The organism is Mesorhizobium sp. M7A.F.Ca.AU.002.02.1.1 (assembly GCF_003998535.1).
In the GTDB taxonomy this organism is placed as follows: domain Bacteria; phylum Pseudomonadota; class Alphaproteobacteria; order Rhizobiales; family Rhizobiaceae; genus Mesorhizobium; species Mesorhizobium ciceri.
Genome location: NZ_RZPB01001411.1, coordinates 1 through 622, shown reverse-complemented (window position 1 = coordinate 622; position 622 = coordinate 1). Strand labels below are relative to the sequence as shown.

At 69.1% G+C, this 622-nt stretch carries 1 pseudogene; it reads left to right on the top strand.

What is annotated here, in order from left to right:
• Positions 1–622 (top strand): annotated as a pseudogene (locus EN879_RS38055) (peptidase M15); the annotation flags it as partial.

Here is a 622-nt window from a genome sequence, read left to right as displayed (position 1 = left end):
TTGCCGCCTACAAATCGCGCAAGGGCGCCGGCACGCCCAACATCGAGCTGGCAAGCGTCGACGGCGGCCAACGCAGGCCGCGTGGCCTGCTGGCGACGCTCTTGGGCGGGGGCGGCGCAGACGAGTCCGATGATGTCGCCGAAGCGGTGCCGGCGCCACGCAAACCGGCGAGGTCCGTCGAACCCAGACCGGCCGGACAGGGTATCGCTATCGTGCCGCCGCAGGATGCCCAGCGGGCTGACATCCAGATTGCTGGCAGCGATCCAGGCGAAGAACCGCTTGCCGGGCAGAAGGGGAAGACGCCTGAAGCGATCGTCATGGCGATGGCGCCGGGCTCAGTGCCGCTGCCGGCCTTCGCACCGCGCGCCGAGTTCACGGCACCCGTTCCCACCCCGGAAACCGCACCGTTGGCAATCGCCGGCGCGTCCACGGCGCAGGCCGAGCTGGCCGTTGCCAAGCCGGACGCCGCGAATGCCGATGCCGCTGCCACGAGCGTCGCGCCGGAGATGATGGCGCTCAACGTCCCATTGCCGACATGGCGGCAGGAAAGCCAGTCAAGCCCGACGCGCCAGTTGGAAGCAGCCAAATCTGGCGATGCCATCGGTGGCTTGCTGGCCATACA